Raw genomic sequence first — 25,196 nt, 5'->3', positions numbered from 1 at the left:
TTTTTATCCGGGGGGATAATGGCTTTGGATGGCGAAACGACCATCATCATAGCGGATGATCATCCGCTGTTTCGGGGCGCGCTGTGTCAGGCACTCGCGCTCGCCATGCCGGGGGCGCGGATACGCGAAGCCGGTGATCTTGATGACCTGATAAGGGCACTGCGCGAAGATGATGCGGCTGACCTGATCCTGCTCGATCTTGCCATGCCAGGGGCTCAGGGCTTTTCCGGCCTGATCTATCTGCGGGCGCAGCATCCCGCGATACCTGTCGCGATCGTATCGGCCAGTGAGGATGCGGCCAATGTCCGCCGCGCCATGTCGTTCGGCGCGGTCGGCTTCATTCCGAAATCAGCCGATAGCGCACGCATCGCCGAGGCGGTTGCCGCCATTCTGGCCGGCGGGACCTGGGTCGATCCCGATCTGCCGGAGACCGGTCAGGATGATGCGGTCGATGCCATCGCCCGGCGCCTCGCCAGCCTCACCCCGCAGCAGGTGCGTGTGCTGATGATGCTGTCGGAGGGCCTCCTGAACAAGCAGATCGCCTATGAACTCAACGTGTCCGAGGCGACGGTGAAGGCGCATGTCTCCGCGATCTTGCAAAAGCTTGGGGTCGACAGCCGCACCCAGGCGGTGATCACCGCCGCGAAGGTCGGTGCGGCTCCGGATTCGGCTAGCGCCGCCTGACCTCACGGATGTGAGCGCCGCCTGCGCGCTCACTCCGCAGCATCACGCATCATGGCCGTGAACCTGGCATCGCTATGCAGCTCGATCACGTCCTCGAGCTCATAGAGCATGTCGGTCAGAGCCTTCAGACCATCCTCGCTCACGGGCCAGAATTCGATCAGCCGCGGGGCCAGCGCAAGAAACTCGCCATGGCTCAGGGCTTCGATATCGGTCTTGCCGTAGCGCGCCGCCATGGCGGCATAGACCTGCGAACCGATGCCGAGATCATAGGCCTCTTCCTGCGCGATATATCCGGCGGGGGCGACGAGATCGATGGCGCGGTGCCAGGCCGCGAGAATACACTGTTTGGTATGGCGCATACGCGTCACGAGCACCGTTTCCGGGTCGATCGCGATGCGTGCCATCCGGTCGAGGGTCTCGAACACCGCGCGGCAGACGTGCCCCGCAGGCTGCGACAGCGCGACGGCGAGCTCGGCGGCATCGATCCGGGCAGGATCGAGCTGAAGCAGCTTGCGCAGCTTCACGGCGCTGTCGTGATTGCCGGCGATGAAGGTTGCGAGCTTCTCGGCAGAGCAGCAGAGCAAGGTTTGCTCCAGTTGCTCGGCCGGGATGTCGAAACAATCGGTCAGCGCGGCAATGAAGGTTGCGAGGCTGGGGCTGTCGGCGACTGCATCGCCCGTGGCCGGCAATTTACCCGAATTATTCGTTTTCGCGTCGATCATGGCTCGTCCTCTTGGGCAATCCGAATGTCCGTACAATCGCCGAGGACCCCGAATGAGTCAAACAAAAATAATAGAACTTCATGAACTATAATTTATAATCATGCATTAATGGTAAATTATTGCCTCACCCACATAATTCGCGCAATCCAGGAGATATCTGCGACTGGAATCGTGCGGCTGGGATGCGCAGAATTGAGTGATCTCAGTTCCACATTGCGGAGAGTCTGCCTCTCCAGCTCCTTTGCCATAACCTCACCGTTATGCAATCGCACCACAACCCTGTCCCCACGACGTATACCTGCATCGGGAGAGACGATCAGAATGTCACCGTCGCGATAAAGCGGCTCCATGGAATCGCCGGATACCTCGACGGCGAAGAGCTTGTCGGGGCCGGCATCCGGAAAGGCGATTTCCTCCCAGCCGGAACCGGCGGGCATCCCGTCTTCGGTGAACAGCCCGCCCGAACCTGCCTGCGCCCAGCCGACAAGCGGAACCGCCATGCGCGGTGGTGGCGCAGACGGCTCCACGAGATCGACGAAACCGCGCAGATCCGTGCCGGTGGCGGCCAGAATCTTGGCGATCGATTCGCTCGAAGGCCAGCGCTCGCGTCCGTCGGAGGCGACACGCTTCGATTTGTTGAAGCTCGTCGCGTCGAGCCCGGCCCTGCGGGCGAGCCCGGAAGCAGACATCCCGTTTGCTTCTGCCAGGCGGTCGATCGCCGCCCAGATCTGGGTGTGGGTCAACATGAACCTGCTCCGGCGCTGGAGGACCAATCACCCCACGAAGGAGGCGTAAAGATTTACGAATATCACCTTATATTAGGAAATATAGCAAAGCGCATATCCCTGCGCAAACGCTTTCCGCGCGTCGCCAAGATTTTTCACGCGCCATGGAGACAATTTTCCCCACCAGCCGGCGACCAGCCTCCGTCATGCTGCCGAGGCTTGCATGCATCGACGGGGCTGCCTATAAGCCTGATCCCGAGCGACGACCCGCGCAGCGACGATCGGAGACAGGCATGAACCGGCAGGATGGCACCCCCGATCCGCGCGATCCCGACCTCGTCTGGAAGATCGCCCCGCGCACGATGTGGGAGCAGGCCGAAGCGTCCGGGCGCTTCGACGGCGCTCCGGTGGATCTTGCCGACGGGTTCATCCATTTTTCCACGGCCTCGCAGCTGCGCGAAACGGCGGCCAGACACTTCTCCGGCCAGAGCGATCTCCTGCTGATCGCTGTGAACGGCCCGGCGCTCGGACCGGCCTTGAAATACGAGCCGTCGCGCGGCGGCGATCTGTTCCCGCACCTTTACGGGCCCCTTCCGCTCAGCGCCGTGCGCGCGGTCATGCCGCTGCCCCTCGATGCGCAGGGCCGGCATGTCTTTCCGGAGGGCGTTGCGTGATCGGGGCGCTGTTTTCACTCGCCCGTCCGGCGCTCCATGCCCTCGACCCGGAAACTGCCCATCATGCCTCGATTCGTGCGCTGTCGCTGCTGCCGCCGCGCAGGCCGACGCCCGACGATCGGCGTCTCGGGATGACCGCCTTCGGCCTTGATTTCCCCAATCCTCTCGGCCTGGCTGCCGGATACGACAAGCAATGCGACGTGCCCGACCAGTTGCTCGGGCTCGGTTTCGGCTTCATCGAATGCGGCGGCGTCACCCCCCTGCCGCAGCCGGGCAATCCGCGCCCGCGGGTCTTTCGGCTGACGCGCGACGGGGCAATCATCAACCGCTTCGGCCTCAACAGCGACGGCCTCGCCGCCATATCCGGACGCCTGCGCCGGCGGCGCGGACGCCCGGGAATCGTCGGCGTCAATCTCGGCGCCAACAAGGAATCGCGCGACCGTATCGCCGATTACGTGATGCTGGTGACGCGTCTGTGCGGGCTCGCGCAGTTTCTCACCATTAACATCTCCTCCCCCAACACCCCCGGCCTGCGCGATCTCCAGGGCGAGGCCTTCCTCGACGAGTTGCTCGCCCGCTGCACCGCTGCGCGCGATGAGGCCGATGCCGCGATCGGCAGCCGCACGGCACTGCTGATCAAGATTGCTCCGGACATGGACGAAGCCGCGCTCGACGGGCTCGTCGCGACCGTTTGCGCGCGCGGCATCGATGGCATGATCGTTTCCAACACCACCATTGCCCGCCCTGCAGGCTTGACGGAGAAAGCCATGGCGGGCGAGGCTGGCGGCCTCTCCGGGCGCCCGCTCTTCCTGCGCTCGACCCGGGTGCTGGCGCAGACGGCGCTGCGCGTCGAGGGGCGCGTTCCGCTGATCGGCGTGGGCGGCATCGATTCGCCACAGGCGGCAATCGCCAAGCTGCGCGCCGGCGCGAGCCTGCTGCAGCTCTATTCCGCCTTGGTCTATAAGGGGCCGGGGCTCGTCGGCGCCATCAAGCAGGGTATCTGCGATCATCTGGAGCGCACGGGGGCAGCGGGGCTCACCGACCTGATCGGACGTGATGTGGCCGACAGCGCCCGGGATCCCCGGGCCGCCCTCGCTGCTGCCGGCGCAGATCGATCTGCGTGAGAACAACCCTCCGACCGGTCACCATGTCCCCGGTCTGTACGCCCATGATGAGAGGGGATACTGCGACCCCCATGAAGGCGCGCTGGCCCCCGCTCAATACCCCCGGGCGCGATCGACCAGGTTGCGCAGGGTGCCGCCTGATTCCACCTTCCTGATCTGGTCGGCGATCTGGGCGGCGATGGCGTCGGGGGCGCTGAGTGCGGCGTTGTGGGGGGTGATGAGGATTTCCTCGCGCTTCCACAAGGGCGAATCCGGCGGCAGCGGCTCCTCGACGAAGACATCAAGGCTCGCGGCTTTGAGCTTGCCGTCATCAAGGGCGCGCAGGATATCGGGCTCGTTCTGCAGCCCGCCGCGTCCGGCATTGATCACGACCGGGCCGCCGAGCCGCCCGTCGCGGGGAAGCTTCGAGAGGAGTTCGTAATCGAGAATGCCCTGCGTCGCATCGGTCAGCGGCAACAGCACCACGAGAATGTCGGTGCGCCCCAGAAAGGCATCGAGCCCGGCTTCGCCGGCAAATGTCGGGAAATCGTCGATATCCTTGGGCGAGCGCGACCAGCCAGCCACGTCGAAACCCATCATCCTGAGCTTGCGTGCGGCATCGATGCCGAGCACGCCGAGACCCATCACGCCGACGCGGACCTCGTGGGCGGCGGGCTGGGAGCGGTCATCCTCCCAGACGCCGCGGCGCTGCTGCGCCATGTAGCGCGGCTGCTGGCGCAGATGCATCAGGGCATGCATCACAACATATTCGCTCATCCGCCCGGTGAGATCCTCATCGACCACACGCACGATCGGCACGTCCGGCAGGCGGTCATCGCCCATCAGGTGATCAACGCCGGCGCCGAGGGAGAAGATCGCGGCAAGATTGGGCAGGCCGGCCAGCGAGCCGGGCGGGTGCTTCCAGGTCACCGCGTAATGCACCTCGCGCCGGTCGAAGGGCTCGCCGAGGGCGACGACATTACGGTCGGGCAGAAGCGCGGCGAAACGATCGACCCAGGTCTGGGCATCCCATCCCGAAAGTGCGACGAGCAAGGTCACGGGCGTTCATCCTCTTCGACGGGGCCTCACGCCGCTCAGCCGCCGATACGATCGGCGACGAGTGCTGCGGGGCCGGGTTGCATATCGGCGATCGTGAAGGCGGCGAGGATACGCGCGCAGGCGGCACGCGCCGTTTCCTCGTCACGCGCATGCACGCGCGCCAGTATGGTGCCAGCATCGACCTTCGCGCCGCATCCCGCAAGCGCATCGACGCCAACCCGGTGATCGATTTCATCCCCCGGCTGCACCCGCCCGCCGCCGAGCGCGACCACGGCGAGGCCGATCTCGCGGGTGGCGATGCGCGCGATGTAGCCCGCGCGCGGCGCCGTGACGTCGCGCATCACGGGTGCAGCCGTGAGGTGCGTTTCGGGATGCTCGACCAGATCGGCGGGGCCGCCGAGTGCTGCGACCATGCGCGCGAAACGCTCGGCTGCTGCGCCCGAGGCGATCGCCCGCGCGATCATCGCCTCGCCCTCGGATGTGTCGCTGGCGAGGCCGCCGAGCGCGAGCATGGCGCCGCCGAGCGCGCAATTCACCGTATGAAAACGCGAATCAGCATGCGCGCCCTTCAGATAGGCGATGATGAAGGCCACTTCGCGCGCATTGCCGGCGACGGGGGCAAGCGGTTCGTTCATGTCGGTGATCAGCGCCCGCGTCGGAAGCCCGGCACCCTCGGCCACATTGACGATGCTTTGTGCGAGCGCCCGCGCTCCGGCGAGATCGGGCATGAAGGCGCCGGAGCCGGTCTTGACGTCCATGACCAGCCCGTCGAGCCCCGCTGCGAGCTTCTTGGAGAGGATCGAAGCGGTGATCAGATCGATCGATTCGACCGTGGCGGTGACGTCGCGGATGGCGTAGAGGCGCCGGTCCGCCGGGGCCAGATCCGCCGTCTGGCCGATAATGGCGCAGCCGGCCTCGCGCACCGTCTTGCGGAAGGCGTCGAGCCCGGGCTGGGAGACATAGCCGGGGATCGAATCGAGCTTGTCGAGGGTGCCGCCGGTATGGCCAAGGCCGCGCCCGGAGATCATCGGCACGTATCCGCCGCAGGCCGCCACCGCCGGCGCGAGTGCGAGGCTGATGCAATCGCCCACGCCGCCGGTGGAATGCTTGTCGAGGACGGGCCCGGGCAGATCCCAGGCCAGCACCCGGCCCGATTCGGTCATGGCGCGCGTGAGCGCCACGCGGCCTTCCCGCGACAGACCCCGGAAGAAGACCGCCATGGCGAAAGCCGCAGCCTGGCCCTCGCCAACACGCCCATCCGTCAGCCCCGCGATGAAGCGCGCGATATCCTCGGGCTGTGGCTCGCGCCCGTCACGCAGCGCCCGGATGGTTTCCTGCGGGAGAAAATCCGCTTCGCTCATCGACCTTCCCCCGATCGTGCGGGGAGCGATGCGACGAAGCTGGCCAGCAGCGCCCGCAGATCCCCGCTCGCCTGCGCCGCAACGCGTTTGGTCTCATCATGCGCCGGCGCGATCGGCGAAAGCCCCGCCGCCATGTTGGTAATGGTCGAAATGCCAGCCACGCGCAGCCCGTAGTAACGGGCGAGGATCACCTCCGGTACGGTGGACATGCCGACGAAATCGGCGCCCATCACCTGCGCCATGCGGATCTCCGCCGGCGTCTCGAAGCTCGGCCCGGAAAACCACATGTAAACCCCGCGCGCCAGCGTCACCCCGGTCGCGCGCGCCGCGTCTTCGAGCAAGGCCGCGAGACCGGGATCGTAGGCCTGCGACATCGGCACGAAGCGCCGCTCATCCGTCTCGCCGATCAGCGGGTTGAGCCCGGAAAAGGCGATGTGATCGGTGATCACGGCCAGCGTTCCGGGCGGGATTTCCGCGCGGGTGGAGCCGGCGGCGTTCGTCAGAACGAGCGGCGGGGCCCCGAGCGCTGCGAGGAGGCCGATCGGCACCCGCATCGCCCTGGCATCGCCGGTTTCGTAATAATGCTTGCGCCCCTGCATCAGCAGCACCCGCCGCCCGGCGAGCATTCCCGAGACGAGCCGTCCGGCATGGCCGCTCACTGCGCTTTGCGGAAAATGCGGGATCGCGGTGTAATCGAGGCCGATCGGGTCTTCCAGATCATCGACGAGGTCACCGAGCCCGGTCCCGAGCACGATGGCGCAGGCATGATCGCGCGGAAAATCCGCCCGCATGAGCGCCGCGCGCGCTGCGGCGATGGCGGCGTCGTAGTCCTCGCTCATCGGATCTCGTCCTTGAGATTGGCAGGGCCGAAGGCGAGCGGCAGCAATTCTTCCAGTGAGAGGCTGTGGCGTGAATCCGTCGCCGGATCGTGCAAATGGATGCGGGTATCGGCATCGGCGAATTCGCGGATGCGCTGTCGGCAACCGCCACAGGGCGTCGTCATGGCCGCGCCGGAGCCGATCACGGCGATGGCGCGGATCCGTCTGCCGCCGGAGGCCACCATCGCCGCGATCGCCGCCGCTTCGGCGCAGATACCTTCGGGATAAGCAGCATTCTCGACATTGCAGCCGGTATGAAGCGCGCCGGTCTCGTCGATCACGGCGGCGCCGACGCGGAAGCGCGAATAGGGCGCATGTGCGCGCTCGCGCACGGAGCCGGCGGCGTCGAACAGGGCATCGATTGGTGTCTTGCGATCGGATTCGGTCATGGTCCCAGTATGCGTGCAATGACCCGGGAAACGGAAGTGCAAGATATCCGTGTCACGATCATTTCCGTTGATAGCGGAGATCCAAGTTTGTCAAAGCGCGATTTCATGGAGATCCACGAGCTGGAGCGTGGCTTCGCGGAAGTCTACCGGACGCGGCTGCGCCCGCGTCTCGACACGTTGCAGCGGCAGCGCAAAGCGGTCGTGCGGCGAACGCTGCTCGAACTGGCGGCCCTGATCGCGCTGGCACTCTTCGCCGGTTTCCTGACCTGGGACTATTTCGGCGAAGATTACCTCGGCCGCCTCGTCTTAGGCGAAGCGATGGTCGGCCTTGCCGGCTACATGCTGGTGCGGCGTCGTGCGCGCGGCTGGCGCGACCGGATGTTCGCCATCGTGATGCCCGAGATCACCGGCTTCATCGGCAATCTCGATTACAGCGCAAGCGCCCGCGATCCGAAATTCGCCGAGGTGTTTCGCACACGCAATCTCGTCGGCGGACACAACCGCGCCGATATCGAACATCACGTGAGCGGCAGTCGCCGCGGCACGCCCTTCGAGGTCGCGCAGGCCCATCTCGAGCAGGTGACGCGCGGGCGGAACAGCAGCCGGCGAACCGTCTTCAAGGGGCTCCTCGTGAAGGTGCGCGCGCCCTATCCCGTCTCGCCCATGATCCATGTCGCGCGTGATTACGGCGGGATGCTCAACCGCGTCGCCGAGGCGCTGACGCTCGGCCATCGGCGCCACCGGGAACGCGTGATGTTCGACGATGCGGCATTCGAGGAGCGATTCGCGGTCTATAGCGCCGATGCCGATCTGGCCCGCGCCACCATCACGCCTGGGCTCGCCCGCGCGCTGATCGCCATCGATGACGAGATCGGCGGCCAGGGCCGCGATGCGCCGCTCACCGCCGTGTTCGACGGGGACTGGTTCTATATGGCGATTCCGCGCCGCCAGGATCTGCTGGCCATGCCCTCGATCCTGCGCAGCGAGATCGATCTCGAAGCGGCGATCCACGACATTTTCGCAGACATGACCCGGCTGCAACGCCTGATCGACCGGCTGCACGGGTACTGAAACGGCGCGCCTGTTCTGGTGCTCGCGCGGAATCTGGTATATTGTTACATTCATGATCACACGCGATCTCAGCCTTGGAGGCAAAATGGTCGAGAGCCTGTCGGATCATGGCCACAGCCATGACCATCATGACCATGAACACGGTCATGACGGCGCACTCTGCCGCCATGCGCGCGAGCGGGCTGCGGAAGCCGGCGAGGCGCTGGCGCGCGCGGAGGCGATCTGCCGGGAGCGCCGGCAGCGCCTCACCCCGATGCGGCGTGCCGTGCTCGGGGCGCTCTATGACACGCACAAGCCTGTCGGCGCTTATGAAATCATCGACATTCTCGGCCCGCAGGAGGGCAAGACGCTCGCGCCGATCACGATCTATCGCGCCCTCGACTTTCTGATCGCGCAGGGGTTCGTGCATCGCCTTGCCAGCCGCAACGCCTTCATCGCCTGCCCGCACGGCCACGGCCCGGAGGATCTCGTCGCTTTCCTGATCTGCGACGCATGCGGTGGCGTCGACGAGCGCTGCGCACCGCCCCTGTCGCGGGCGCTGGTGCAGATGCTCCAAGCCGAGCAGTTCAAGCCGCGTCATCCGGTGCTCGAGATTTCCGGCCTGTGCGGACATTGCAGCGAAAAGCACGGCGATGCTTGACGCGCGGGTCTGATCGCATCACTTACTCACTGGGTTCATTGCTCAGCGTATTTCCGGAAGCAACATGTCCGATATCGAAGCCTCCACCGCCGGTCCGGCGCCACGCCAACGCAGTGTCGGCGTACCCGTCGGCCATGTCATGGTCGGTGGCGGGGCGCCAATCGTCGTCCAATCCATGACCAACACCGATACGGCGGATGTCGATGCCACCGTGGCGCAGGTAGCGGCGCTTGCCAATGCCGGCTCGGAAATCGTGCGTATCACCGTCGACCGGGATGAATCGGCTGCTGCCGTGCCGAAGGTCCGCGAGCGGCTGGAGCGCCTGGGCATCAATGTGCCGCTCGTCGGCGATTTCCATTATATCGGCCACCAGCTCCTGAAGGATCACCCGGCTTGTGCCGAGGCCTTGGCGAAGTACCGGATCAATCCGGGCAATGTCGGTTTCAAGGACAAGAAGGACAAGCAGTTCGGGATGATCGTCGAGCAGGCGATTCGAAACGACAAGGCGGTGCGCATCGGCGCCAATTGGGGTTCGCTCGATCAGGAATTGCTCACGCATCTGATGGACGAGAACGCCCGGAGCGCGCACCCGCTCGATGCGCGCGCCATCACCCGCGAGGCGATGGTGCAATCGGCGCTGCTCTCGGCGGAGCGCGCCGAGGAGATCGGCCTGCCGCGCAACCGCATCATCCTCTCGGCCAAGGTCTCGGGCGTGCAGGATCTGATCGCGATCTATCGTGAGGTGGCACGGCGCTCGGATTATGCCATCCATCTGGGCCTGACCGAGGCCGGTATGGGCTCGAAGGGCATCGTCGCCTCTTCCGCCGCCCTCGGCATCCTCCTGCAGGACGGGATCGGCGATACGATCCGCTTCTCGCTGACGCCCGAGCCCGGCGGCGACCGCACGCTGGAGGTGAAGGCCGCGCAAGAGCTCTTGCAGACCATGGGCTTTCGCACCTTCGTCCCGCTCGTCGCCGCCTGTCCCGGTTGCGGGCGCACCACCTCGACGGTCTTCCAGGAACTCGCCCGCGATATCCAGAACTGGATCAACACCTCCATGCCCGGCTGGCGCGAGACGCATCCGGGTGTCGAGGAGCTCAACGTGGCGGTGATGGGCTGCATCGTGAACGGGCCCGGCGAATCCAAACACGCCGATATCGGCATCTCGCTCCCCGGCACCGGCGAACAGCCCGCCGCCCCGGTCTTCATTGACGGCAAGAAGGCGGTGACCCTGCGCGGGCCGCAGATCGCCAACGAATTCAAAGAGCTCGTGGTCGACTATATCGAGAAGCGCTACGGCAGCGGTCGCGACGCGGCGGAGTGACGCTCAGCGCGGCGACCCGCTTGCTGGGGGCGTCACGCGGCTGCGCGATCGCATGAACGCCTCGAATGCTTCGCGGTCGCGCTCTGCCGCCTGCGCGCGCAGATGGTCCTCGAAAGCCCTGGCATCCTCGTCGAGGCGGCGCAGGGTTTCCTCGTGGTGGGCGGCGAAGGCGGCGTTGTCGAAGGCCGCATTGTTGAAGGTGCTTGCCTTGCGTGAGCGGCTGCGGCAACCACCGCTCCTGCTCCCCGCCTTGCCACGCCAGAGCATCCACAGAAGCAGGGCGAGGCCGAGTGGCCAGAAGGCGATGAAGCCGAGGACGATCGCCGCGATCCAGGCGCCGCGTCCATGGTCGTCCAACCAGGCTTCGATTCTGGCGGGTGAGAAATCATTGAGAGTCACGGTTTCCTCCTTTCGTTCCTGAGCCAGGGTCACGTTTGAAATCGAATCGGATCATGCGGGGATAAGCGGATATCCGGCGAGCGCCTGGATCCAGACGATCAGCGTCAGCGCCGCATAGCCGAGCATGCCCTGTCGTACCCGCTTTTCGCACCAGCCGAGGCGATCGGCGGCAAGGCCGAGAAGCGGGCCGGCCTGCATCGCGTGCAGGGCGAGGAAATGCGCCACCCGCTGGTCACCCGCCGCGAGGGACCAGCCGAGAAGCGGCACGCTCGCATCCGTGTCGGGCGTCCTGATCACCGGGCCACCCGTCAGCGAAATACTCCCGCCGACGAGGATCGTCAGGGCCGCAGCCCAGACGAAGCCGTGAAGCACGCCGCTGCGCAGGCCGGGGGAAAGGCGCGCCTCCCGGTCACGCGCGGCAATCACTCCGATCACGCCGGCGCAGATCATCAGCGCGACCGCACCGATCCCCATCAGCATGAAGGCGATTTCCGACGCGATGCTGCTGAAATTGAAATGGGAGGAGACGCCCCGCGCGGCCTGCAGCGAGATGTAGCCCATCTCGTAGAGAAAGGCGGTGACGAGCACGGCGAGGGTGATGCGGATAGTGCGTGCGTGCAGCACACTGTCGGAGAGCCGCGCCGCGACGAGGAAGAGTGTCGCGAAGAAGAGCGCAAACGAGGCCGCAAACTTCGCAGGCTTGGCCCAGATGGTCGCCCCGTAGAGCATCCGGTCATCGAAGCCGGCGGCGGGGAGGGTCATCAGCAGCGTCACGAACGAGAGGCCGGTCAGCGCGCCGAGCGTGGCGATGGTATCGCCTGCGGACCCGTGCCATGCGGGCTGCGCGGTGCGCGGCATATCGCCGGGGCGCGTCAGGGGGAAGGACATGTATGACATGGTTCAGACATCCTTCGGCAATTGGTCGCGCCAGCGTGCGCCGGCTTCGGTCGCGAGACCGAGCAGCCAGCCCGCCGGGCCGAACAGGAAAGTCGCGATCAGCGCAGGTATCTGGAGCAGGCGGTTGACGCCGGCGCGGTCCATGCGCTCGGCGATGAGCACGCCGATCAGAAGGTCGAAGGCGAGAAAATGCGCCCAGCCGGCGAGCAGCATCGGATCGGATGACAGCAGCGCACGCACCGACGCGAGCGAACCGTAGCCACCGCTCGCACCGGCGAAATGCGCCGCGATCAGTCCGGTATAGACCAGCGCGATCACGCCCGGCACGACATAGCGCGGGACGAGACCGAGGATGCGCCAGTCACGCGGTGCGCAGATCAGGATCAGCCAGCCGCTTATGGCCATGGCATTGAGAAGCGTGAACAGGGTTTCAAAGGATATCTGCCAGGTCATGATGAGCCTCCCTGGCCGGCCCGGTTGCGGCGGCGGACGAAGAGCCGCTTCAGCCGCCCCCATTGCCAGAGGATCAGCCCGGTCAGGGCGATGACCGGGAAAACGCCGTAGAGCACGGCGGCACGAGCCTCCGGAATCATGCTGAGCGGCGAGTAGAGAAATCCGCCGAGGCAGGCGGCGAGCAGGATATGCGCCCATTGTATGGTCTTGCGGCGTGTCGCATCGTGCATGAGATGCTCCCTTGTCGCTGGCATCGCTGGGTCACGGCCTTCAGCGAGCCGGGATCATCCACCAATGTTTCCAATGGAAACTTATGTGCCTGAAGGCAGGCCTGGCGTCAAGCAAAAAGTTGACGGCGGAAACATCGCGGGCCACAATCGATTCATGATCGAAAAACCCTACCACCACGGCGATCTCAAACAGGCGCTCGTGGATGCCGGAATCGCGCTGCTGGAAGAAGTCGGGCCGGAGGGCCTGTCATTGCGGGCGATCGCGGCGCGGGTCGGTGTCAGCCATGCGGCGCCGCAACGCCATTTCGACGGGGTGCGGGGATTGAAGACGGCGATCGCCGCCGAGGGCTTTCGCCGCCACGCCGCCTTCATGCGCGCGGGCCTGCCCCCCGATGCAGATCGCCAAGCCCGGCGCTTCGCCGCGATGCAGGGCTATGTGCGTTTCGCGACCACGCATCCGCATCTGTTCACGCTGATGTTTTCCACCCGTGACGCGGAATTCTCTGATCCCGATCTGCAACAGGCCGGCGCGGAGAGTTACGGCGTACTCGCTGATATCGCCGAGGGGCTGGAGCCGCTCTATGACGGCGCCCCAGATGCAAGGCGGCGCGCGGAAATCCTGCTCTGGGCCATCGTCCACGGTTACAGCCAGCTCGCCCTTACCGGTCTCCTCTGCGCCGATGAAAACGGCCCCGCTTTGCCGATCGAAGCGGTCATGCCGGCGCTGATCGGTCAGGTCGACGATCCGCCTTCCAGATAATGCTGGAACAGCTTGCGCACCATCTTGCGGGTGTCGGCGAGTTCTTTTTCGAGGCGCTCGAGATCGGGCACGCCGGCTTCCGCCGCGAGGCGGCGCAGGATCGGGGCGGGGGCGGATTCGGGGTCGAAACGGCCCTCGATGGTCAGGCGCTCCCAGTGCAGGATGCGCGAGAGCAGGCTCTGGGCATTCGACAGGTCCGTGGCGTGCTCGGGCTTGATCAGGCCGAGCTCTCCGGCGCGCTGGAGCACCAGGGCCGGCAGGCAGTGGATCAGATCGGGGTGCTCTGATGCGTGGCCGAGGATCAGCGCCTGGGTGAGAAAATCGAGATCCGTGAGCCCGCCCGCCGCGAGCTTGAGATCCCACGGATCATCCTCGCCCTTCTCCTGCGCGATCAGCTTGCGCATCGCGGTGACCTCGCGCGCCACCTCCGTGAAATCGCGGGGCAGGGCGATGATCTGCGCGATGACGTCCTCCACCTGCGCCGCAAAATCGGCATCGCCTCCCACGACGCGGGCGCGGGTGAGCGCCATATGCTCCCACAGATCGGCTTCGTTCTCCTGATAATGGCGAAAGCCGCGGAACTGGCTCGCCACTGGTCCCTTGCCGCCCATCGGGCGCAGGCGCAGATCGACCTCGTAGAGCGCGCCGCGCCGGGTCGGCGCGGTCAGTGCCGAGACGAGACGCTGCGTCAGGCGCTGGTGATAGGCGATGGCGTCGAGCGATTTGCGCCCGTCGCTCTCGCGGTTGTCGGGGTCGAAATCATAAATGATGACGAGATCGAGATCGGAAGTGGCGGTGAGATCACGCGCGCCCAGCCGCCCGAGCCCGAGAATGGCGACCCGCCCGCCGGGGATCGTGCCGTAATCCGCCTCGAACGCCGCGCGCACGCGCTCGAACGAGGCCTGGATCACGGCCTGGGCCACGGCGGCCTGGGCCGCGCCGGCGCGCTCGGCGGTGAAGACGCCCGAGAGCATCCGCGCGCCCGCGACGAAATTGAGCTGGCGCGTGGCGTCGCGGGTGCGGTCGAGAAAATCCTCGAAAGAGGGTGGATTGCCGATGATCTCGCGCACCTGTTCGGCGATGGCTTGCTCATCCACCACGGGATCGGTGAAGGCGGGGTCGATCACCGCATCGAGCACATGCGGGCGCCGCGCCACGGTCTCGGCCAGACGCGGCGCGGTGCCGAGGAGATCGGCAAAGAGCGTGAGCAACTCGTCATGGTTGATGAGGATCATCATCAGCTCGACCGCCGCCGGCATCTTGCCGAAGGCGTCGTCGAGCCGCGCCAGCGCGCCATCGGGATCGGCGGTGCCGCCAAGCGCCGCGAGGAGCGCCGGGGTGAGTTCGGTGAGAACCTCGCGCGCGCGGGCGCTGGTGATGGCGGAACGGCGCCCGAAATGCCAGCCGCGCACCGTCTCCGCCGCGCGTTCGGGATCGCGAAAGCCGAGCCGCTCCAGCGTGGCGATCGTCTCCGGATCGATTTCGGAGCCGGTGAAGATCAGGCTGCCTGCCTCCGAGGCGAGTTCGGGGCCTTCCTCGAAGAGCAGGGCGTAGTGCTTCTGCACATTGCGTGCATGGTCGGTGAGTGCTTTGGAGAAGGCCTTCAGCGTCTTGAAGCCGGCAAATTGCGCGAGATCCGTCAGCGCTTTCTCGTCTGCGGGCAGGCGCTGGGTCTGCTCGTCGGCGACCATCTGGATGCGGTGCTCGATGGTGCGCAGGAAGCGATAGGCGCTCGCGAGCTCCGTGCGCGCTTCCTCGCTGATCCAGTTATCCTTATGCAGCCGGTCGAGCATGTCGAGGGTGCGCCGTCCGCGCAGATCGGGGCGCCGACCGCCGAAGACCAGTTGCTGGGTCTGGACGAAGAACTCGACCTCGCGGATGCCGCCACGCCCGAGCTTGATGTCGTGCCCGGCCACTGCGATCTCGGCATGGCCGCGCACCGCCTGGATCTGACGCTTCATGGCATGGACATCGGCGATGGCGGCGAAGTCGAAATACTTGCGCCAGATGAAGGGCGCGAGATCCTTCAGGAAATCCGCGCCGAGCGACAGGTCGCCGGCGATCGGGCGCGCCTTGATGAAGGCGGCGCGCTCCCAGTTCTGGCCGACGGTTTCGTAGTAGGAGTAGGCTGAGGGCAGGGCGATCGCCACCGGCGTCGAGCCGGGATCGGGACGCAGCCGGTAATCGACACGGTGGACATAGCCGTGCCCGGTCCGTTCGCTGAGCAGTTTCACGAGGCCCTGCGCGAGGCGCGAATACAGTTTCGGCGCTTCGTAGATATCAGGCAGGGATTGCGCCTGCGGGTCGTAGAAGACCACCAGATCGATATCGGAGGAATAATTCAGCTCACCCGCACCGTGCTTGCCGAGCGCCAGCACGACGATGCCGGAGCCGGGGCCCGGATTTTCGGGATCCGCCAACGTGATCCTGCCGCGCCCGGCGAGCTCGGTCAGAAGCAGGTCGATGCCCCCGGAAACGGAAGCATCGGCGAATTCCGACAGCACCAGGATGACCTGGTCGACGTCCCAGACGCCGCCGATATCGGCGAGGGCGACGAGCAGGGCGTGCTCGGCGCGTGCCTTGCGGAAGGCCTCGCCGGCCGCATCGAGATCGATGCCGCTGTCGTGCTGCGTGCGGAAGAAATCGCGCTGGGCCGAGACGATCCGGGCATGGCTCTCCTGTGGCGCATCGCGCAACAGCGGCAACAGCCGCTCGGGGCGTGAGGCGAGGCGGGAGAGGAAGGGGGAATGGTCGAACAGGGCCATGACGAGATTGGCCACTTGTTTCTCTGCGAAGAGCGCTTCGAGCGCATCGGCAATCTTCGCATCATCCGCCTCGCGGGCGTTTTGTGCGAGCTCGTCGAGGCGTGCCCGCGCGGCTCTCGCATCGCGCAGCGGGATGGTGGTGGTGATCTGCTGCGCGAGCGGTGCATGCTTCGCGCTGTTCTTGCCATCGCTCGTCATTACGGCCCGATCCTCTCGAATGGCGCTTTCGACAGCCTTATCGCGATTTCACACACCCCCACAAGCCGCCCTCACACGGCACTCCCCTCTGGCGGATTGCAGGGCTGCGGCGCCGAGAACGGTGCCGGCCCGAGCCCCTCGGCAGCGGCGGCGCGCTCCACCGCCGGCAAGGCCTCCAGCCGCAGGGCGAGCCGATGCAGGTTGGGAAAGGCGCCAGGCGAGAACCAGTCGGTCCCGCCGGGCCCGTAGAGCGCCGACCAGCGCATGCATGACGCGATATAGAAATCGGGCGCAGTCGGAGCAGGGCCGTTGAAGAAGCCATGCCCCGCCCCGGCAGCTTCGTCGAGAATGGCGTAGTGCCGGCAAAGCCGCTTCGTGACATGCGCGTGCAGGTTGGCCTGCAGCGCGTGGTCCTCGCCGACACTGTCCTGCGGGTAGAAGACGAGGCGCAGATCGGCATGCAGGGTGTTGGCGGCAAAGAACAGCCATTTCAGGAAATCCCCGCGCCCGGGCGCCCCCGGGGGCGGTGCGTTGCCCGTATGGGTCTCCTCAAGCCAGAGCAGGATCGCGGCTGTTTCGAAGATCACGCCGCGCGGGGTCTCCAGAGCCGGGATCTTGCCAGCCGGATTGAGCGCCCTGTATGCCGTGCCTTCATGCGCGCGCACCGCGCGATCGACGAGGCGTGTCTCGTATGCGCAGCCGAGCGATTCGAGCAGCAGGCGCACAGCGAGGGAGGCGTTGTCGGGGGCGTAATGCAGGCGATACATCGACAATTCCGTTTTTACGCGCGATGCCGCCTTGGCCTCGTGCCCGCCAGAGCCTAGTCTCCCGGGACGTTGAAAGGGAGCCCGAAAATGGAGCGTATCGCCGCCTTGCGCTTTCCGGCCTTCATCTGTGTCGCTCTGGTTGCCCTTGCCGCGATCGCCAAACCGGCGCGAGCCGAGCCGGTGCTGATCGGCGTGGCGGGGCCAATGTCCGGGCCGCTCGCGCCTTATGGCGCGCAGATGATCGAGGGGGTGGAGCATGCCGCCGAGCAGATCAATGCGCGTGGCGGGCTCGGTGGCCGGGAGGTCGAGATCGTTATCGCCGACGATGTGGCCGATCCGACGCGCGTGGAGTCCGTGACAGACGATCTGATCGGGCGCGGCATCTTCGCCGTGATCGGGCATTTCACCTCGGGCACCTCCGCAATCGCGGCGCCGCGTTATGCCGATGCGGATATCCTGATGCTGACGCCGACGGCGACCGATCCGCTGCTGACGCAGGATGGGGGCTGGAACCTGTTTCGGCTCGCCCCGCGCGACGATGCCCAGGCCCAGGTCTCGGGGCGCTACCTGGCGACGGAATATGCCGGTCGCCGGGTTGCCGTCGTGCATGACAAATCCGCCTTCGGCAAGGGCCTCGCCGACCGCACGCGGCAGGTGATGAACGATCTCGGCCTTGAGGATGCGCTCTATAGCGGGATCGATCCAGGCGAATCAGACTATGGCGCGCTGATCCGCAGCCTGGCGGAGGCGCAGATCGATGCGCTCTATTTCGGTGGCATGGCGGAGGAAGCGGGAATCATCCTGCGCCAGATGCGCGAGGCGGGGCTGGAGGCGACCTTCGTCACGGGTGAGGGGGCGATCTCGCCGCAATTCACCGAGCGTGCGGGCGATGCTGCGGAAGGCGCGCTGATGACGGCGGCGCTGCCGCGCGATTCCTACGACCGCCCCCTGCAGGAATCGCTCGATGCGACGGGGCTCGAAGGCGGTCGCACCGCGCTGATGAGCTTCGTCGCCCTGCGGGTTCTGGAGGAAGCGCGCGACCATGTGCCGGAGCTGGAGGCACAGGCCGTCGCGCAATATCTGCGCAGCGGTGCCATGCTGATGACAGAGATCGGCCCCGTCGCCTTCGACGCACAGGGCGATGCGAGTCTGGGCGAATACGGGCTTTTTGCCTGGCGCTCAGAGCCGGGGCGCGATTTCATCGATTTCGAGGGCAATCTCGTCGCGCGCTGAGGGTGCGAATGGGCGGGATTATCGCTGAAAGGGAGCGCCCGGTTCCCGGGCATCGGATCCGGCTTCGAACAAGCCCCGATCCGTTTCGATGGTGCGGCCGAGAGGATTTGAACCTCCACCCCCTTTCGAGGACTAGCACCTCAAGCTAGCGCGTCTACCGATTCCGCCACGGCCGCAACGCAGCCCCTTTTCCCGGGGCGCGGCGCAGCATCTAGCAGATCGATTTGACGGCTACAAGCGCTTTCGCGGCGATTGCGGAAAAATCGGGGGAGGGGGGTGGTGAAGCGGTGGGTCAGGCGTTCACCACGGCGGCCACATTGCGCAGCAGAGCCAGATCTGCGGGTGCCTCCTGCCGCACCAGCGTGTCCTCGATCTCGCCGATGACGGCCTTCATGAAATCGCTCTTCCTGAGCCCGGAGGCTCGCATCAGCTGGTCCACCCGCGCATCAGTTGCCGGGGAGATTTTGCAGGAGAGACGTTTGCGCGGGATATTCACCCGGTTCGGGCCTTTACGCGCAGAAGCAAACTGTTTGTTTTTTTCGGCGAGCCTTTGCGGCGCCTCCGGGTCGTCTTCGAGGCGCTTGAGGAAGTGGGCGATCAGCGATTTGCGAAACCGCGCCGTCGCCGCCTCATCAATGCGCCATGCCACAAAATCCAGCACTGCCAGATCGCGCGCCGAGACAGAAACTTCGAGCGTGATCTCCGCATTATCCCGCGCCCGCTTGATCGCCGGTGTCGATTGCGCCGGTATGGCGACGACAGCGTCGCAGTTGTCACAGACCGCGACGAGAATATCCTTGACGTTCCCGCTCCCGTCATCGAAAGGGACGTCACGGTATTTGAATGTGGTCGGGACGAGGGATTTGCAGTGTTCGCAAATCGCTTGCGATTTCTCGCCTGCTTCGTAAATTTTCATGATGCTTCTCATCTGTGTACGCTGATAAATACGGTTTCAGGATCATTGAGAAAGAAGAATTTTATATACCAGCCATCAATCTTGATCACATGAACTTCAATATCCGCCACCTGGTGATGCGGTGACGAAGAATGATGCTGGCCTTTGCTTCGAAGCAGAACTGCACTTAATGCTTGTGCAGAAATCTGCCCCGTCTGGAGCTGATTTTTGGTTTCAATTTCATTGCGTGCAGCATTTTGGTATTGCCCGCCATCAAGTGCGGCGATGACCCGCCGCTTCGCCTCACTAAACCCTAATCTCTGCATTATACGAACATCCTCGTAATGTCAATCTGATCGTGATACCGAGGTGGTGCATCACGGCCGAATGCGCAATATATGATTGCCAGGTTTTCCAGTCGTATGTGGCGGCCAGCAATATGGGGCTTCGCTTCTGGATGACAGCCGCAAGGATTTACCGCGTGGAAAGCCTTTCGCGGTGCGTGCAACACGCGCGAACACAGACGATGCAGCCCCGCCTGGGCGCAGGCCGACGATCACCACCCAACCGAGCTGGCTTCATTCGCGACGGTTCCACCTGCGGATCCGCAGTTTCTGTCGAAACGTCATGATGTCATGGACGCCCCGCGTGACAGCTTCGGCGAGGGTGATCCGACCTCGCCCCCCCTCAATGCCCCCGCAAAACGCAGAAATCGACGGTCTCGACCAGCGCATCCTTCATCGGACCCTGGGGGAAGATGGCGAGCGCGTCGCGGGCCATGGCGCCGTAATGGCGGGCGCGTTCGACCGTGTCTTCGAGAGCGCCGCATGTCTTCATGATGGCGACCGCGTGTTCGAGGTCGCCGTCGCGGATATCGCCCTCTTCGAGAGTGCGGCGGAAGAAGGCGCGGTCTTCGTCGCTGCCGCGACGGAAGGAGAGCACGATCGGCAGGGTGATCTTGCCCTCGCGGAAATCATCGCCGGTATTCTTGCCCAGATTGGCCGAGGCTCCGCCGTAATCGAGGGCGTCGTCAATGAGCTGGAAGGCGATGCCGAGATTCATGCCGTAGCTGCGGCAGGCGGCGATCTCCGCCTTGGGGCGTTCGGCGATGACGGGGCCGACCTCGCAGGCGGCGGCGAAGAGCTCCGCCGTCTTGCCGCGGATGATGGCGAGATACTCGTCCTCGTTGGTCTCGGTATTCTTGGCGGCAGCGAGCTGCATGACCTCGCCCTCGGCGATCAGGCAGGCTGCGGCGGAGAGGATTTCCAGCGCGCGCAGGCTGCCCACCTCGACCATCATGCGGAAGGCCTGGCCGAGCAGGAAATCGCCGACGAGCACGCTCGCCTCGTTGCCCCAGCGGATGCGCGCTGCGATCTTGCCACGCCGCATGTCGCTTTCATCGACGACATCGTCGTGCAGCAGGGTTGCGGTGTGCATGAATTCGACGGCAGCGGCGAGCTTGACGTGACCGGCGCCCTCATAGCCCGTCAGCTGGGCCGTTGCCAGGGTCAGCATCGGGCGCAGCCGCTTGCCGCCCGACGAGATCAGATGGTTGGCAACTTCCGGGATCATGGTGACGTCGGAGCCGGTCCGCGACAGGATCATCGCGTTGACACGCTCCATATCAGCCCTGGTCAGATCGACGAGACGCCCGATGCCGGGCTCGGCCTTGTCTTCGAAAGGTACGACGACGCCCACGCGCTCCATCCTTGTCATGACGGGTTTGGTTGCCCGGTCGGGAGGTAGCGCGTCCATGCCGCCTTTCCAACCCGTAAATTCACCTCTAGACTGCAACGCGAAATATCCCTCTCGCGCGCGGTCAATGCAAACTGCCACGCGGGGCCGGGAGAAGCAACGCGCGTGTGCGCCGCAGCGAGCGCTGTCCCGATGATCGCCCGCAACCGGTCCTGCTGCGCCGCTTTCGGGAATACGATCGTTGCTGCGGCGCATTCTGCGGTCCATGGAGTCGAAATGGTCGAACTGATTCGCGCCAATGATCCTGTCCTGCTTTCCTTCGCCGAATCGCTGCTTGCCGATGCCGGGTTCAACGTGCTGCTCGTCGATACGCATATGAGCGTGCTCGAAGGCTCGATCGGCGCGATTCCGCGCCGTCTGCTGGTGGTGGAGGACGAGGCTGATGGCGCGCGCCGCCTGCTGCGCGATGCCGGCCTCGCCGATGAATTGCGTGACCCGCCTTGATGAATCCGACCATGACGGCCCCCGATCCGGCTTCGTATTCGCACGACACGCTGTTCTCCGGGCGTATCCGCCTGATCCAGCGCGCGCGCGGCCACAGGGCCGGGACGGATGCCGTGCTGCTGGCTACCGCACTCGTCCCGGGGCGCGGGGAGTGGATCGCCGATTTCGGCGCGGGCAGCGGCGCGGTGGGGCTGATGGCAATACACGAGGCAACGGATTGCCGCGTCGTCATGATCGAGCGCGAGCGCGAACTCGCGGATCTGTGCCGGCTCAATGCGATCGCCAACGGCCGCGCTTCTCACAATCTCGTCGTCTGCGCCGATCTCCTCGCCGGGCCGGCGCTGGATCATGCCAGCATCGACCGGGTCTATACCAACCCGCCTTTCTTCGAGCCGGACGAGGCGCCGGTCTCGCCGGAGCCGGGGCGGGCGCGGGCGCATGTCACCCTTGAGGGCGGGCAGGCGCTCTGGCTCGGCGCCGCGATCCGAGCCTTGCGCCCGCGCGGGCGGCTCGCGCTGATCCAGCGTGCCGACAAGCTCGATTCCTGCCTCGCGGCCCTGGTGCCGCGTATGGGGGCGATCGTGGTGACGCCGGTTCTGCCGCGCGCCGGGGCGCCGGCCACGCGGGTCCTGATCACGGCGATCAAGGGCGCGCGCACGCCCTTGCGGATCAACCCGCCGCTCGTCCTGCACGGCGATGACGGGCGCTTCACGCCCCGGGCCGAGGCGCTGCATCGCGGCGAGAGCGTGCATTTCGGATGGGGCGCCTGAGATGACGTCGCGGCGGCCAGCCCTCCGGCGCATTCGCCGCGCCTATCCGGGTGAGACCGAAGCGCTGTTCGCCATCTGGGAGGCGGCGGTGGCGGCGACGCATGATTTCATCGCCCCTGCCGACCGCGCCTTCTATGCCGAACTCGTGCGCGAGCGTTACCTGCCGCGCGCGCATGTTGCGGTGGCGGCGGGAGCCGGTGATGCGCCACTCGGTTTCATCGGTATGGCGGCGGAGCATATCGAGGCCTTGTTCGTGCATCCCGATCACGCACGCTGCGGGGTTGGGCGCGCCCTCGTGGCGCATGCACGCAAGCCGCCGGGATGGCGGGGTGTCGGGACCGGGCTGCGCGCCGTGCGGGTCGATGTGAACGAGCAGAACTGGCCGGGGCGCGCCTTTTATGCCCGGCTCGGTTTCAGGCCCGCCGGACGCTCACGGCTCGATGCCTGCGGACGCCCCTATCCGATCCTGCATCTGCGGCTGGAGGCCGATGCGCCATTCCCTTAGGGAAGCTTCACCCGATTCTAACCTTTGCCGTGAGAGGGTGTACCTGCCCCGGGTCTACCTGCCCCGGGTGTACCTGCCCCGAGGGCAGTTCTTGCGGAGATGGGATTGATGGCGGCCTCACGTTTACAGGTGGATGGGATGGAAGGTGACGGCAAAAGCCGTCCGCCACAGCCCGTCATGCCGGACGCCTCGATTCCGGCAGAACCTTCTCCACATGAAATTCTGCCGCATCTTCTGTTGCAGATGGTGCAGGGGGTGATTGTCATCGCCGCTGATGGCCGGCTCATCCTTTGCAACCCGCGCGCCGCAGAGGTGCTGGGCTGGCCTTTCCCCGTACAGCCGCACCTGCATGATCGCGCGGCGCTTGATGCGCGAGAAAGCGCGATCGGCCTCGGGCGCGCGGGTGCGCGCCGTCATGTCGGCCGCTATCCGCTGCCCGACGGTGGCGAATTGCGGCTCTACAGCGATCCCGACTGGCTGCGCCGTCCCGTCGACCGCGACATGCTTGATGCCGGCGACGGCGACAGCCTGTTTCGCAACAGCGTCATCGGCGTCTATCGCTCCAGCCTCGACGGCAAGCAGGTGCGTGCCAATCCCGCTCTCGTCAAGCTCAACGGCATGGAGAGCGAGGAAGAACTGATCGCGACCGTCATCGATATCGGCAACGAATGGTATGTCGATCCCAGGCGCCGAGACGAGTTCGCGCGTCTGATGCATGAGCATGGCGAGGTCACCGATTTCGTCTCCGAGGTGATCACCACGGGTTCGCGTCGGCGGATCTGGGTGTCCGAGAATGCCTGGGTCGTGCGTGACGCCGAAGGCAATCCGGCTTTCTACGAGGGTACCGTCGTCGAAGCCTCGCAGCGCATTCGCGACGAGGCGCGCAACGCGCATCTCGCCCGCCATGACGGGCTGACCGGGCTGGCCAACCGCACGCATTTCCATGAAGAATTGCGTGGTGCGCTTCAGGCCCGGACCCTGCAGGCCGAGGCGCGGCAGATCAATGCGATCGCACGCGAACCCGAGGCCGCCATCGCGCTCGTCTGCGTCGATCTCGACCGGTTCAAGGACGTCAACGACACGCTCGGCCACGAGGCCGGCGATGCGCTGCTGCGCGCGATCGCGGAGCGTCTCGCCGCGGCTGCGGGCGGGCGCGATTGTGCCGGACGGCTGGGCGGGGACGAATTTGCGCTGATCCTCGAGCAGATCGCTGATGGTGATGCCCTCGAAGAGCGGCTCGACAGGCTGATCGCCGCCCTGCGCGCGCCGCTCTACCTGGCCGGGCGTGAATATCACCCCTCCGTCAGCATCGGCGCCGCGCTGGCGCCGCGTGACGGCGCGGAGGCGGATGATCTCTATCGCAGTGCCGATGCCGCGCTCTATGCCGTCAAGGCCGGAGGGCGCGACGCCTGGCGGGTCTTCGATGGCGATCTGCGCCGGCAGGCCCTGCGGCAACGCAGCCTCGCCCGGGCGCTGGCCGGTCTGCTCAACGATGGGGATCCCGCCGGCAAGGCGGGCGCGATGATGCCTGCGCCTTTGCGGCTTGCCTATACGCCGTTCATCGCCATGGCTGACGGGCGCCATGCCGGTTTTTCGGTGACACCGGTCTGGCAGCATCCGGAGGGGGAGGTGGCCGGGCGCGAGCTTCTGGCCATTGCCGAGGCGAGCAACCTCGCCGGCAACCTGTTCGAGCGGATGCTGGCCGAGGTGATCGCCATGCGCGGGCGGCTCCTCGCGCAGGGGCATGATCCGGGTCTGTTCAGCCTGCCCGTATCCGCCGCGTTGCTGCGCGATCCGCAGCGCGCGGCGGCGATCGAGGCGGTGTTGCGCGATGCCGGGATCCTGCCCGTGCATCTCGAACTGGCCTTGCCCGAAGAGGCCCTGCATGAGCGTTCCGCCGACGTCATCCGCGATGCGCTGGTTTATCTTTCGCAGGCCGGCATGCGGATCGCGCTGGAGGATTTCGGCTCGGGCCATGCCTCGCTGACGCAATTGCGGCGTTTCCCGGTCGATGTGGTGCGCATGGGTGAAGCACTCATCGCGGGTATCGACCGGCCCGGTGCCGAGGCCGATCTGCCACAGACGATCCTTGCGCTCGCACGCGGTTTCGGCCTCCAGGGTGCCGCCGGTGGCGTTGCGCGACAGGCGCAGTTCGACCAGCTCGCGCGCTGGGGCTGTCACTACGTGCAGGGCGATCTGCTCAGCCCGCGCCTGGAGCGCGACGGCGCCGTCACGGCCTATCTCGCCGCGCGCGCAGCGATCATCGATAACGCCGACGCTTTCCTCGTCTGAATCCGGCTGCGCGGGAGGGATGGCGCCAATGCACAGAAGGCGCGAGCGACTATTCATTTACGTATTTAATTTATAGTTAACAATTATTTTTAGTTGTTTAAAATCATTTGCGATCATACATAGGATAAGCTATCAAGAATTGCGGTATCAAGAATATATGGGAGTTATGTGATGAGCGAGTTGATGGTTCTCGAACGGACGAG

Annotated in this window: 27 protein-coding genes and 1 tRNA gene; 12 read left to right on the top strand and 16 right to left on the bottom strand. The window is 65.6% G+C overall.

Features of this window, described 5'->3' with window-relative positions; all coding sequences use genetic code 11:
- Nucleotides 1-18 precede the first annotated feature (18 nt).
- A complete protein-coding gene (locus GA0071312_RS15510) occupies nt 19-684 on the top strand; it encodes a response regulator transcription factor (RefSeq protein ID WP_074445696.1) in 666 nt (221 codons plus the stop codon).
- A gap of 29 nt (nt 685-713) precedes the next feature.
- Here the strand turns inward: GA0071312_RS15510 and GA0071312_RS15505 are convergent, their stop codons facing one another.
- Nucleotides 714-1,406 carry a hypothetical protein gene (locus tag GA0071312_RS15505; RefSeq protein WP_074445695.1) on the bottom strand — a complete coding sequence of 231 codons (693 nt, stop codon included), beginning with the start codon at nt 1,404-1,406 and terminating at the stop codon, nt 714-716.
- 116 nt (nt 1,407-1,522) lie between these two features.
- Entirely contained in the window at nt 1,523-2,152 is a 630-nt protein-coding gene (locus GA0071312_RS15500) for a S24 family peptidase (protein WP_074445694.1), read from the bottom strand.
- 272 nt (nt 2,153-2,424) lie between these two features.
- On the opposite strand from GA0071312_RS15500, the gene GA0071312_RS15495 reads away from it, so the two are divergent.
- Nucleotides 2,425-2,805, top strand: coding sequence for a DUF952 domain-containing protein (locus tag GA0071312_RS15495; RefSeq protein ID WP_074445693.1), 381 nt, complete (start codon nt 2,425-2,427; stop codon nt 2,803-2,805).
- Nucleotides 2,802-3,929, top strand: a complete 1,128-nt coding sequence (locus tag GA0071312_RS15490) for a quinone-dependent dihydroorotate dehydrogenase (protein ID WP_074445692.1) — start codon at nt 2,802-2,804, stop codon at nt 3,927-3,929. The genes GA0071312_RS15495 and GA0071312_RS15490 overlap by 4 nt, the downstream gene beginning before the upstream one ends.
- 93 nt (nt 3,930-4,022) lie before the next feature.
- Here the strand turns inward: GA0071312_RS15490 and GA0071312_RS15485 are convergent, their stop codons facing one another.
- The 4 genes from GA0071312_RS15485 to GA0071312_RS19735 are packed head-to-tail and all read right to left on the bottom strand — an operon-like array spanning nt 4,023 to nt 7,595.
- Nucleotides 4,023-4,967, bottom strand: coding sequence for a 2-hydroxyacid dehydrogenase (locus tag GA0071312_RS15485; RefSeq protein ID WP_074445691.1), 945 nt, complete (start codon nt 4,965-4,967; stop codon nt 4,023-4,025).
- A gap of 35 nt (nt 4,968-5,002) precedes the next feature.
- Nucleotides 5,003-6,328, bottom strand: coding sequence for a thymidine phosphorylase (gene deoA, locus GA0071312_RS15480; protein WP_074445690.1), 1,326 nt, complete (start codon nt 6,326-6,328; stop codon nt 5,003-5,005).
- Nucleotides 6,325-7,167: a purine-nucleoside phosphorylase gene (locus GA0071312_RS15475; RefSeq protein ID WP_074445689.1), complete on the bottom strand. Its 843-nt coding sequence runs from the start codon at nt 7,165-7,167 to the stop codon at nt 6,325-6,327. Before GA0071312_RS15475 ends, deoA begins: the two co-directional genes overlap by 4 nt.
- Nucleotides 7,164-7,595 carry a cytidine deaminase gene (locus GA0071312_RS19735; protein ID WP_074445688.1) on the bottom strand — a complete coding sequence of 144 codons (432 nt, stop codon included), beginning with the start codon at nt 7,593-7,595 and terminating at the stop codon, nt 7,164-7,166. The genes GA0071312_RS15475 and GA0071312_RS19735 overlap by 4 nt, the downstream gene beginning before the upstream one ends.
- An 87-nt stretch (nt 7,596-7,682) precedes the next feature.
- Between GA0071312_RS19735 and GA0071312_RS15465 the strand changes: the two genes are divergently transcribed.
- From GA0071312_RS15465 to ispG, 3 genes are all read left to right on the top strand, one after another.
- Entirely contained in the window at nt 7,683-8,666 is a 984-nt protein-coding gene (locus GA0071312_RS15465) for a DUF3137 domain-containing protein (protein WP_165604057.1), read from the top strand.
- 52 nt (nt 8,667-8,718) lie between these two features.
- Complete coding sequence (locus GA0071312_RS15460) at nt 8,719-9,306, top strand: transcriptional repressor (RefSeq protein WP_238947246.1); 588 nt, start codon at nt 8,719-8,721, stop codon at nt 9,304-9,306.
- Between the two features lie 64 nt (nt 9,307-9,370).
- Entirely contained in the window at nt 9,371-10,630 is a 1,260-nt protein-coding gene (ispG, locus tag GA0071312_RS15455; protein ID WP_074445686.1) for a flavodoxin-dependent (E)-4-hydroxy-3-methylbut-2-enyl-diphosphate synthase, read from the top strand.
- Between the two features lie 3 nt (nt 10,631-10,633).
- Here the strand turns inward: ispG and GA0071312_RS15450 are convergent, their stop codons facing one another.
- The 4 genes from GA0071312_RS15450 to GA0071312_RS20130 are packed head-to-tail and all read right to left on the bottom strand — an operon-like array spanning nt 10,634 to nt 12,609.
- Nucleotides 10,634-11,029 (bottom strand): DUF2852 domain-containing protein, encoded by a 396-nt coding sequence (locus GA0071312_RS15450; protein WP_074446251.1) that lies wholly within the window; start codon nt 11,027-11,029, stop codon nt 10,634-10,636.
- A gap of 51 nt (nt 11,030-11,080) precedes the next feature.
- Nucleotides 11,081-11,926, bottom strand: a complete 846-nt coding sequence (locus GA0071312_RS15445) for a hypothetical protein (RefSeq protein ID WP_131817833.1) — start codon at nt 11,924-11,926, stop codon at nt 11,081-11,083.
- 3 nt (nt 11,927-11,929) lie between these two features.
- Nucleotides 11,930-12,379 (bottom strand): ABA4-like family protein, encoded by a 450-nt coding sequence (locus GA0071312_RS15440; protein WP_074445684.1) that lies wholly within the window; start codon nt 12,377-12,379, stop codon nt 11,930-11,932.
- Nucleotides 12,376-12,609, bottom strand: coding sequence for a hypothetical protein (locus tag GA0071312_RS20130; RefSeq protein WP_074445683.1), 234 nt, complete (start codon nt 12,607-12,609; stop codon nt 12,376-12,378). Before GA0071312_RS20130 ends, GA0071312_RS15440 begins: the two co-directional genes overlap by 4 nt.
- A gap of 154 nt (nt 12,610-12,763) precedes the next feature.
- On the opposite strand from GA0071312_RS20130, the gene GA0071312_RS15430 reads away from it, so the two are divergent.
- A complete protein-coding gene (locus tag GA0071312_RS15430; RefSeq protein ID WP_074446250.1) occupies nt 12,764-13,369 on the top strand; it encodes a TetR/AcrR family transcriptional regulator in 606 nt (201 codons plus the stop codon).
- On the opposite strand, the gene GA0071312_RS15425 is transcribed toward GA0071312_RS15430, so the two are convergent.
- Nucleotides 13,342-16,332 (bottom strand): bifunctional [glutamine synthetase] adenylyltransferase/[glutamine synthetase]-adenylyl-L-tyrosine phosphorylase, encoded by a 2,991-nt coding sequence (locus GA0071312_RS15425; RefSeq protein WP_074445682.1) that lies wholly within the window; start codon nt 16,330-16,332, stop codon nt 13,342-13,344. The two genes, GA0071312_RS15430 and GA0071312_RS15425, sit on opposite strands and share 28 nt — an antisense overlap.
- A gap of 71 nt (nt 16,333-16,403) precedes the next feature.
- A complete protein-coding gene (locus GA0071312_RS15420; RefSeq protein ID WP_074445681.1) occupies nt 16,404-17,099 on the bottom strand; it encodes a glutathione S-transferase family protein in 696 nt (231 codons plus the stop codon).
- Between the two features lie 87 nt (nt 17,100-17,186).
- On the opposite strand from GA0071312_RS15420, the gene GA0071312_RS15415 reads away from it, so the two are divergent.
- Nucleotides 17,187-18,332 (top strand): branched-chain amino acid ABC transporter substrate-binding protein, encoded by a 1,146-nt coding sequence (locus tag GA0071312_RS15415; protein ID WP_074445680.1) that lies wholly within the window; start codon nt 17,187-17,189, stop codon nt 18,330-18,332.
- An 89-nt stretch (nt 18,333-18,421) separates the two neighbouring features.
- On the opposite strand, the gene GA0071312_RS15410 is transcribed toward GA0071312_RS15415, so the two are convergent.
- From GA0071312_RS15410 to GA0071312_RS15395, 4 genes are all read right to left on the bottom strand, one after another.
- A tRNA-Leu gene (locus GA0071312_RS15410) sits at nt 18,422-18,508 on the bottom strand.
- Nucleotides 18,509-18,624: 116 nt separating this feature from the next.
- Nucleotides 18,625-19,248: a hypothetical protein gene (locus tag GA0071312_RS15405; RefSeq protein ID WP_131817832.1), complete on the bottom strand. Its 624-nt coding sequence runs from the start codon at nt 19,246-19,248 to the stop codon at nt 18,625-18,627.
- Nucleotides 19,249-19,256: 8 nt separating this feature from the next.
- Entirely contained in the window at nt 19,257-19,553 is a 297-nt protein-coding gene (locus GA0071312_RS15400; RefSeq protein WP_074445678.1) for a hypothetical protein, read from the bottom strand.
- Nucleotides 19,554-19,914: 361 nt separating this feature from the next.
- Nucleotides 19,915-20,925: a polyprenyl synthetase family protein gene (locus tag GA0071312_RS15395; RefSeq protein WP_074446249.1), complete on the bottom strand. Its 1,011-nt coding sequence runs from the start codon at nt 20,923-20,925 to the stop codon at nt 19,915-19,917.
- Between the two features lie 273 nt (nt 20,926-21,198).
- Between GA0071312_RS15395 and GA0071312_RS15390 the strand changes: the two genes are divergently transcribed.
- The 4 genes from GA0071312_RS15390 (at nt 21,199) to GA0071312_RS15375 (ending at nt 24,993) form a co-directional block, all read left to right on the top strand.
- Nucleotides 21,199-21,426: a putative signal transducing protein gene (locus GA0071312_RS15390; protein WP_074446248.1), complete on the top strand. Its 228-nt coding sequence runs from the start codon at nt 21,199-21,201 to the stop codon at nt 21,424-21,426.
- 11 nt (nt 21,427-21,437) lie between these two features.
- A complete protein-coding gene (locus GA0071312_RS15385) occupies nt 21,438-22,196 on the top strand; it encodes a tRNA1(Val) (adenine(37)-N6)-methyltransferase (protein WP_108721924.1) in 759 nt (252 codons plus the stop codon).
- A 1-nt stretch (nt 22,197) separates the two neighbouring features.
- On the top strand, nt 22,198-22,701 hold the full coding sequence (locus GA0071312_RS15380) for an acetyltransferase (RefSeq protein ID WP_074445676.1): 504 nt from the start codon (nt 22,198-22,200) through the stop codon (nt 22,699-22,701).
- A gap of 108 nt (nt 22,702-22,809) precedes the next feature.
- Nucleotides 22,810-24,993, top strand: a complete 2,184-nt coding sequence (locus tag GA0071312_RS15375; protein WP_165604056.1) for a putative bifunctional diguanylate cyclase/phosphodiesterase — start codon at nt 22,810-22,812, stop codon at nt 24,991-24,993.
- Nucleotides 24,994-25,196: the final 203 nt, after the last annotated feature.

The organism is Saliniramus fredricksonii (genome assembly GCF_900094735.1).
GTDB lineage: Bacteria > Pseudomonadota > Alphaproteobacteria > Rhizobiales > Beijerinckiaceae > Saliniramus > Saliniramus fredricksonii.
This window is presented reverse-complemented; position numbering and strand designations above follow the sequence as displayed.

Coding starts and splice junctions, on each gene's coding strand:
- GA0071312_RS15505 (WP_074445695.1), bottom strand. CDS start 1,406: ATGATCGACGCGAAAACGAATAATTCGGGTAAATTGCCGGCCACGGGC.
- GA0071312_RS15415 (WP_074445680.1), top strand. CDS start 17,187: ATGGAGCGTATCGCCGCCTTGCGCTTTCCGGCCTTCATCTGTGTCGCT.
- GA0071312_RS19735 (WP_074445688.1), bottom strand. CDS start 7,595: ATGACCGAATCCGATCGCAAGACACCAATCGATGCCCTGTTCGACGCC.
- GA0071312_RS15445 (WP_131817833.1), bottom strand. CDS start 11,926: ATGTCATACATGTCCTTCCCCCTGACGCGCCCCGGCGATATGCCGCGC.
- GA0071312_RS15495 (WP_074445693.1), top strand. CDS start 2,425: ATGAACCGGCAGGATGGCACCCCCGATCCGCGCGATCCCGACCTCGTC.
- GA0071312_RS15460 (WP_238947246.1), top strand. CDS start 8,719: ATGATCACACGCGATCTCAGCCTTGGAGGCAAAATGGTCGAGAGCCTG.
- GA0071312_RS15425 (WP_074445682.1), bottom strand. CDS start 16,332: ATGACGAGCGATGGCAAGAACAGCGCGAAGCATGCACCGCTCGCGCAG.
- GA0071312_RS15510 (WP_074445696.1), top strand. CDS start 19: ATGGCTTTGGATGGCGAAACGACCATCATCATAGCGGATGATCATCCG.
- GA0071312_RS15380 (WP_074445676.1), top strand. CDS start 22,198: ATGACGTCGCGGCGGCCAGCCCTCCGGCGCATTCGCCGCGCCTATCCG.
- GA0071312_RS15405 (WP_131817832.1), bottom strand. CDS start 19,248: ATGAAAATTTACGAAGCAGGCGAGAAATCGCAAGCGATTTGCGAACAC.
- GA0071312_RS15440 (WP_074445684.1), bottom strand. CDS start 12,379: ATGACCTGGCAGATATCCTTTGAAACCCTGTTCACGCTTCTCAATGCC.
- GA0071312_RS15400 (WP_074445678.1), bottom strand. CDS start 19,553: ATGCAGAGATTAGGGTTTAGTGAGGCGAAGCGGCGGGTCATCGCCGCA.
- deoA (WP_074445690.1), bottom strand. CDS start 6,328: ATGAGCGAAGCGGATTTTCTCCCGCAGGAAACCATCCGGGCGCTGCGT.
- GA0071312_RS15385 (WP_108721924.1), top strand. CDS start 21,438: ATGACGGCCCCCGATCCGGCTTCGTATTCGCACGACACGCTGTTCTCC.
- GA0071312_RS15390 (WP_074446248.1), top strand. CDS start 21,199: ATGGTCGAACTGATTCGCGCCAATGATCCTGTCCTGCTTTCCTTCGCC.
- GA0071312_RS15430 (WP_074446250.1), top strand. CDS start 12,764: ATGATCGAAAAACCCTACCACCACGGCGATCTCAAACAGGCGCTCGTG.
- ispG (WP_074445686.1), top strand. CDS start 9,371: ATGTCCGATATCGAAGCCTCCACCGCCGGTCCGGCGCCACGCCAACGC.
- GA0071312_RS15420 (WP_074445681.1), bottom strand. CDS start 17,099: ATGTATCGCCTGCATTACGCCCCCGACAACGCCTCCCTCGCTGTGCGC.
- GA0071312_RS15375 (WP_165604056.1), top strand. CDS start 22,810: ATGGCGGCCTCACGTTTACAGGTGGATGGGATGGAAGGTGACGGCAAA.
- GA0071312_RS15475 (WP_074445689.1), bottom strand. CDS start 7,167: ATGAGCGAGGACTACGACGCCGCCATCGCCGCAGCGCGCGCGGCGCTC.
- GA0071312_RS15500 (WP_074445694.1), bottom strand. CDS start 2,152: ATGTTGACCCACACCCAGATCTGGGCGGCGATCGACCGCCTGGCAGAA.
- GA0071312_RS20130 (WP_074445683.1), bottom strand. CDS start 12,609: ATGCACGATGCGACACGCCGCAAGACCATACAATGGGCGCATATCCTG.